Source organism: Mycobacterium sp., assembly GCF_040509115.1.
In the GTDB taxonomy this organism is placed as follows: domain Bacteria; phylum Actinomycetota; class Actinomycetes; order Mycobacteriales; family Mycobacteriaceae; genus Mycobacterium.
Window position 1 is genome coordinate 1 of the sequence record NZ_JBEVLO010000157.1, and the last position, 6348, is coordinate 6348.

Annotated in this window: 9 protein-coding genes; 6 read left to right on the forward strand and 3 right to left on the reverse strand. The window is 66.2% G+C overall.

What is annotated here, in order from left to right; all coding sequences use genetic code 11:
- The 3 genes from ABW137_RS11785 to ABW137_RS11795 all read right to left on the reverse strand — a co-directional run.
- On the reverse strand, positions 1–968 hold a 968-nt coding region (locus ABW137_RS11785), incomplete at its 3' end, for an acetamidase/formamidase family protein (RefSeq protein ID WP_526400050.1).
- A gap of 8 nt (positions 969–976) precedes the next feature.
- On the reverse strand, positions 977–1786 hold the full coding sequence (locus tag ABW137_RS11790) for a CbtA family protein (RefSeq protein WP_526400052.1): 810 nt from the start codon (positions 1784–1786) through the stop codon (positions 977–979).
- Between the two features lie 13 nt (positions 1787–1799).
- Positions 1800–2015 (reverse strand): CbtB domain-containing protein, encoded by a 216-nt coding sequence (locus ABW137_RS11795; RefSeq protein ID WP_526400054.1) that lies wholly within the window; start codon positions 2013–2015, stop codon positions 1800–1802.
- A gap of 252 nt (positions 2016–2267) precedes the next feature.
- Between ABW137_RS11795 and nthB the strand changes: the two genes are divergently transcribed.
- The 6 genes from nthB (at position 2268) to ABW137_RS11825 (ending at position 6290) form a co-directional block, all read left to right on the forward strand.
- The gene (gene nthB / locus ABW137_RS11800) at positions 2268–2966 is read left to right on the forward strand and encodes a nitrile hydratase subunit beta (protein WP_526400056.1); all 699 of its coding nucleotides are present in this window, start codon (positions 2268–2270) and stop codon (positions 2964–2966) included.
- Positions 2967–2984: 18 nt separating this feature from the next.
- The gene (nthA, locus tag ABW137_RS11805; RefSeq protein WP_526400058.1) at positions 2985–3581 is read left to right on the forward strand and encodes a nitrile hydratase subunit alpha; all 597 of its coding nucleotides are present in this window, start codon (positions 2985–2987) and stop codon (positions 3579–3581) included.
- On the forward strand, positions 3581–4003 hold the full coding sequence (locus tag ABW137_RS11810; RefSeq protein ID WP_526400060.1) for a nitrile hydratase accessory protein: 423 nt from the start codon (positions 3581–3583) through the stop codon (positions 4001–4003). The genes nthA and ABW137_RS11810 overlap by 1 nt, the downstream gene beginning before the upstream one ends.
- Before the next feature lie 30 nt (positions 4004–4033).
- Positions 4034–4552, forward strand: a complete 519-nt coding sequence (locus ABW137_RS11815; RefSeq protein ID WP_526400062.1) for a DUF1097 family protein — start codon at positions 4034–4036, stop codon at positions 4550–4552.
- 78 nt (positions 4553–4630) lie between these two features.
- Positions 4631–5071: a MarR family winged helix-turn-helix transcriptional regulator gene (locus ABW137_RS11820; protein WP_526400064.1), complete on the forward strand. Its 441-nt coding sequence runs from the start codon at positions 4631–4633 to the stop codon at positions 5069–5071.
- A gap of 121 nt (positions 5072–5192) precedes the next feature.
- Positions 5193–6290, forward strand: coding sequence for a substrate-binding domain-containing protein (locus ABW137_RS11825; RefSeq protein ID WP_526400066.1), 1098 nt, complete (start codon positions 5193–5195; stop codon positions 6288–6290).
- The last annotated feature ends 58 nt before the right edge of the window (positions 6291–6348 follow it).

The following is a 6348-nucleotide window of genomic DNA, read 5'->3' on the forward strand; positions in this document are numbered from 1 at the left end:
CGGTGGGTCCCGTCGAACGGATCCACCTCGGGGAGCAGGTTCCTCGGAATCTTGGTGACCGCGCTGTAGTTCACGTCGACGACATTGGCGAGCGGTGACAGGCAGAGCTGGCTGCACAGCTGGTAGGCGTCCATGTGCCCGAGTCCGTACAGCTCGCTCATCCAGCGGACCATCTCGACTTGGCTACAGCGCCAAGCGTCTTCGAGGGGCCTGGCCGATCCCACGGTGATCAGTGCGTCGTCGTGCTCGAACCGCGGCCAGGCCGGCGCGCCACCCTTGACGAGATCGACGACGAGGGTGACGTTCATCGCCCCCTCGAGGGCGGTCCCGCAGGTCTCGCCCTCCCCCTGGCGGTAGTGGCCGTCGCCGATCGAGAACAGCGCACCCTCGACGTTCACGCCGAGATAGACGGTGGTGCCCGCGCGCAGCTCCGGGGTGTCCATGTTTCCGCCGAAGTAGTCCGGCACCAACGTCGTTCGGACCTCTCGGAGCGCAGGGGCCACGCCAACGGTTCCGAGCATCGGGGCGAGGGGCAGGCTGACCGAGAAGTCACCCTCGTGGGCCGTGAACGTGGCCGACTGCGTCGACGCATCGACCGCGTAGATCCAGGTGAGTTCGGGTAGTGCCGTCTGCAGGGTCGCCGTGCGGTCGGTCCCGGTGAGCGCGCCGAACAACGGGATCGTCGTGGACGCCGCCCAATCCCGCGCCGGCTCGATCGAAACGAAGTGCAGAGCCAGCGTGTCCCCCGGCTCCGCGCCGGTCACGTAGAACGGCCCGGTCTGCGGGTTGAGCTCCTTGGGGTTGAGCACCTGGCTCGGTTTGTCGTCCGGCGACGTGACGCGGCCGGCGAAGGCATCCTCGGTCCACAGTCGCATCACCGAACCCGGCCGCACTTCCAACACGGGCTCGACGCCGCCGAACGTCCACGCGTACTGATCCTTCGTCGGGGTGAAGTCGACGAACTCCATGGTCCCCTTCACCGTGCGGCGGCGACGACGTGGCTGGCGACAGCCGAACGGTCCCGGATCACCCGCGGAACGCCCATGGCGAACGCGGCCCCGACGACGATCCACATGACCGCTGCGCTGAGCATCGAGTACAGCCGGAAGTCGGCGAGTACCTCCGCGGGAAAGCCGGGAAACACCGTCACTCCGAGTTCGTCGACGAGCGGACCGGGAGTCTCGTCATAGGTGGGCAGCACGGTGAGCGCGATGATCACGGCCGCCACGTAGCCGACCGACGCCGCCACGGCGGCGGGAAAGGCGCCGATCCTGGGGCTGAGTCGCCCCGCCCCGACGAACGCGGCGATGCTCGATGCCAACGACACCAGGACGAGGACCAGATAGGCGGTCGTGCGATCGCCGATGGTCTCGCCGCTTCCGACCCCAGGGGGGCTGGCCGGATACCCAAGGAACGGCACCAGGTACACCGCAACGAACCCAGCACCTGCCAGCGCGAGGGCCACCAGCCGTGGCGACGCCGTCGGGTAGCGACGGCCGAGGTAGGCCCACACCACCGAGAAGGCGACGGCGAACAGCGCGCCGATGACCATTCCGAACCCGACGGTGGCGAGCCCGGCACCGACGTTGGCCTGTAGAGCGCGACTGAACAACTCGTGTCCATGCTCGTGCTCGCCAGACAGCAGCGCCTCGGCCGCCGATCGTCCCTCCTCGTAGTCGATCGCGGCGGCGATGGCCGGCGTGACCTGCGAGCGGGCCAGCACGAACGCGGCCAACCCTCCGACCACTCCGGCCGCAATGCCCAGGCCGATGAACTTCTTCTCCATGATGGTCCTTCTCTCAGTGGCAGGGGAAGCCGAGCAGATGCCGGGCGTCGTGCACGAATTCGTGGACGTGGGTATCGGATCCGAAGATCGAGACCGCACCCTGGTCGATGCCGATGAAGTAGTACGCGATCAGCGCGAGGACTGTGGTCGCCGTCAACCACAGCGCGGTGCTCACCGTCGCGTCATCGAGTTGGCGCACTCTGGTGGCCGTGCGTGTCGTAGACGTCATGGTCTTCCTTCCATTGGATTACTTCCGGTTTGCAATTATTCCTTAACGTGGACAGTTACCCATCTCGATCGGCTTCGGTCAACCGGCACGAGCCTGCGGAGGGGAAGCGCAACGCAGGTTTAACAATCGGCCCCTCCGCTGTTAACCGCGTGTAACGGCTGGCCGTGAGCGATTGCGGACCTCGCGCGGGATGTGCATAGTTCCATTTTGGAAGTATTTCCCAGCAGAACTAACGAGCGGAGAGATGATCGCATGCATGGTCCACACGACGTCGGGGGGCGCGACGGCGTCGGCTCCATCGACGCCGAGTTCCTCAAGCCCGGCATTCCGGACTGGCGTTACCCCTTCGAGGGGCGGATGCACGCCGTGACGGCGATGGCCATCAAGAACGGTGCCTTCAACCTCGACGAGCAACGCCACGGCATCGAGCTGATGAAGTGGAGCGACTACCTCGACTCCACCTATTACGCCCACTGGCTGTTCTCCGTCGAGAAGCTGCTCAACGACAAGGGATACATCTCCCACGAGGAGGTCGACCAGCGGATGGCAGACCTCGGCACCCCGTCGATGACACCGCATCCGGCGAAGCCCGAGACGCTCTCGCCGTTCGCGCAGGAGATGATCGACGTTCTCTGGAAGGGCACGCCGCACGACCTGCCCGCCGACACGCCGCCCGCCTTCGAGGTGGGTGACGAAGTGATAGTGCGCAATCTCCACGAGTCCACGCACAACCGGCTGCCCGGCTACCTCAACAAGGTCCGCGGCGTCATCGCGCGACAGTACGGTGCGTTCCACGATCCGGCGGCGAGCGCGCACGAGCAGGTCGACCGCCCGCACCAGATGTACATGGTCCGCTTCTCCGCAACCGACCTGTGGGGACCGGAAGCCGCCGAGAGCTTCGACCTGTACGCCGACCTGTTCGAGGGCTACCTCGAACCGGCCAACCCCTGACACTAGGAGATCACTGAAATGGATTGGCTTTCACTGTCCGACGTCGAGGCGCGCGTGAACGCACTCGAGTCGCTGATGGTCGAGAAGGGACTCGCCGAGCACGAGGCCGTCGACGCCGTCGTCGCCTCCTTCGAGAACGACATGGGTCCGGTCAATGGCGCCAAGGTGGTCGCCCGCGCATGGACCGAGCCCGAGTACCGGCAGTGGCTGCTGTCGGACGCGACCGCGGCCATCGCCGACATGGGCTTCACCGGCCTGCAGACCGAGCACATGGTCGCCGTGGAGAACACCGCGGAGCGCCACAACGTCGTCGTGTGCACGCTGTGTTCGTGCTATCCCTGGACGCTGCTTGGCATTCCGCCCGCCTGGTTCAAGTACCCTCAGTACCGGGCGCGCGTCGTCAAGGAGCCGCGCAGCGTGCTGGCCGAGTTCGGCGTGACCCTGGCCGACGACGTGCACGTCGACGTGTGGGACAGCAGCGCGGAGATTCGCTATCTCGTCATCCCGCAGCGACCCGAGGGCACCGACGGCATGACCGCCGACGAGCTCGTTCCGCTGATCAACCGCGACTCGATGGTCGGCACCGCATTCGCGACCAGCCCCGGGGTGGCGTAATGACCCTTCTGACAGTCGAACTCGACACCTTCGACGATCCCGGCGGACTCGGTGCTCTGCCGCGGTCCAACGGGGAGTTGGTCTTCGATGCACCCTGGCAGGGCCGGCTGTTCGGGTTGGTCGTGCATCTATGCCAGTCCGGCGCGTTCGAGTGGGACGAGTTCAAGACCCACCTCATCGCCGCGATCGAAGAGTCCGGCGTCGACGATACGTGCGACCCGGCGATCTACTACCGCCAGTTCGGCGAGGCGTTCTGCCGACTGGCCGCCGAGAAGCACTTCCTCGACGCCAGCACGCTGGAGCTGCGGACGGACGCAGAGGCACTGAAGCTGTCGCACTCCGACCACGACCACGACCACGATCATGACCACGACCACCACCACGACCACGACCACGACCACGACGACCATGACCACCACTAGATCCCCGCGACACCGAACGGAGGTTCCACCATGTCCAAGGTGACGGCCCTGTCGATCAGCGTCGGCATATTCGGCATGCTCTCGACACTGATGACGGCGACGGTATGGCAGCTGCCCGTGTGGGTGCTGTTCCTTGCGTGGGCGTCGTTCTTCTTCGTCGGCACGGGCTGGTCGGGACTGGTGAAGTCGGTGGCGTGCAACTGGACTGGCATCGCGATCGCCACCTGCACGCTGTTGGCAGTCTCGGCCACGTCGAGCGCCCTGTGGCTTTCGATCGCAGTGGGCATCGGAAGCCTCGTCATGGTCCAGGTCTCCCGCATCCCGTGGATATCGGCGACTCCCGCAATCGTCTTCGGATTCGCCATGACGGTCGGCACGATGTCGGCGACGGGCCAGCCGATCACCACGACCGGACTCTCGCATCCCGCGTTGATCGCGGCGATCACCGCACTGGTGGGGGCGGGCTTCGGGGTGGCCTCCGAGCTGGGCGCGGCCGTGCTCTCCCGTGGGTTCGGGAGGCTGGGAACCGGCGCCGCGGCACCCGCATAGCGGCCGCAGTGCAGATCACCCTCGGTTAGAGTAATTTCACAATAGTTCGCAATGGAAGCGATTCAGCACAGGAGCAAGGTGCCTTCAAGGACGAGTCCCGACATGGTCTCCGGCGTATCGGAGGCATTCTTCAACGCGGGGCGCTGGTGGACCGAGTCCATCAGCGCCGGGCTCCTCGACTCCGACGTCAATTCCCTTGAGGGATGGCGCGTTCTGGGTGCGTTGCGGTCCGGGGACGGCTCGACGATGAGCGACATGTCCGCTGCGATGGCCATTCCGCCACCCACGTTGACTCGGATCGTCGACAAGCTCGTCGACGGTGGCTTCGTCCTGCGCCGCGTCGACGCGGCAGATCGCCGTCGAGTGCTGATTTACCTGTCGGCCAGGGGCAAGAGCAAGGTCCGCAAGCTCAGCAGGCAGGAGGCGCACGTCAAGGCGACGCTGATGGACGAACTCGGCGAGGACACCGCGACGCAGTTGATCAGCACGCTGGCCCGAATCGGCGACCTGGTGCCGTGACGATGCACCCGGAGCGCAATATTTTCATTGTGAGAACAACCGCGCAACGTCGTAGTAACCCGTAGGGAACACCATCGGCTGATCGCGCTGGTCGAGTGCGCAGAAGGTGAACGGAGCGGCGGTGAACGACGAGGCCGAACGACGACGTGGCCGGCCCACTGGCCGGTCCACCATCGACGTCGCGCTGGTCATCCCCCGCAGCGGCTCGGCAGGCATCTACGGTCCCTCCTGCGAGGCATGCGCCCAGCTGGCGATCGCCGAGCTGAACGCGACGACGGGGCTGCTCGGCAACCAGGTCCGGTTGATCCCCGTCGACGGCTCCCGCGCACCCGCCGTCGTCGCCGCCGAAATCGCCCGCCTGGTCGACTCCGGCGCGATCGACGCGGTGACGGGGTGGCACATCTCCCCCGTGCGGCAGGCGATCGCCCGGGTGACCGAGGATCGGATTCCCTACGTCTACGGTCCGCTGTACGAGGGCGGCGAGCGGACGCCCGGCCTGTTCCTCACCGGTGAGACGCCGTCGCGCCAGCTGTTGCCCGCAATGGACTGGATGAAGTCCGAGTACAGCATCGACAGATGGATCCTGATCGGCAACGACTACGTCTGGCCCCGCCAGACCGGGGCGGCGGCGCGGCACCACGCCCGCGGCGGCGGCAGCCCTTTGGTCGACGAAATATATCTGCCACTGGGCACCCAGGACTTCGGCGAGGCAATTCGTGACGTCGAATCCACCGCTGCGACGGGCGTGATCCTGCTGCTGGTCGGCGGTGACGGCGTCGCATTCAACCGGCAGTTCGCCGCCGCGGGCCTCGCCGACGCCGTGCCCCGGCTGAGCCCGCACGTCGAGGAGAACATGCTGTTGGCCAGTGGCAGCGAGAGCAACCACGGACTGTTCGCGGCGGCAGGCTACTTCGAGGCGCTCAACACCACGTCGAGCATGGACTTTGCGGCACACTACTATTCGCACTTCGGTCCGGCCGCGCCCGCGCTGAACAGCATCGGCGAGTCCTGCTACGAGGCGATCACGCTGTTGATCGCGCTGACGTCACGAGCCGGCTCCCTCACCGTTCCCGCCCTTACCATGGCGTCGCAGAACCTGACCTACATCAGCCCACGCGGCGAGGTCAGCATGCACGGCAATCAGCTCACCCAGGACATCTACGTCGCCGAGGCCAAGGACCTCGACTTCGAGATCCGCGCGCGCATCTCGGCTGCCTGAGGCCCGCTGCTGCCCGGTCGGTGCGAAACGGGCCTTGCCATGCGTGCGGCCCCGATGG

Coding starts and splice junctions, on each gene's coding strand:
- ABW137_RS11790 (WP_526400052.1), bottom strand. CDS start 1,786: ATGGAGAAGAAGTTCATCGGCCTGGGCATTGCGGCCGGAGTGGTCGGA.
- ABW137_RS11795 (WP_526400054.1), bottom strand. CDS start 2,015: ATGACGTCTACGACACGCACGGCCACCAGAGTGCGCCAACTCGATGAC.
- nthB (WP_526400056.1), top strand. CDS start 2,268: ATGCATGGTCCACACGACGTCGGGGGGCGCGACGGCGTCGGCTCCATC.
- nthA (WP_526400058.1), top strand. CDS start 2,985: ATGGATTGGCTTTCACTGTCCGACGTCGAGGCGCGCGTGAACGCACTC.
- ABW137_RS11810 (WP_526400060.1), top strand. CDS start 3,581: ATGACCCTTCTGACAGTCGAACTCGACACCTTCGACGATCCCGGCGGA.
- ABW137_RS11815 (WP_526400062.1), top strand. CDS start 4,034: ATGTCCAAGGTGACGGCCCTGTCGATCAGCGTCGGCATATTCGGCATG.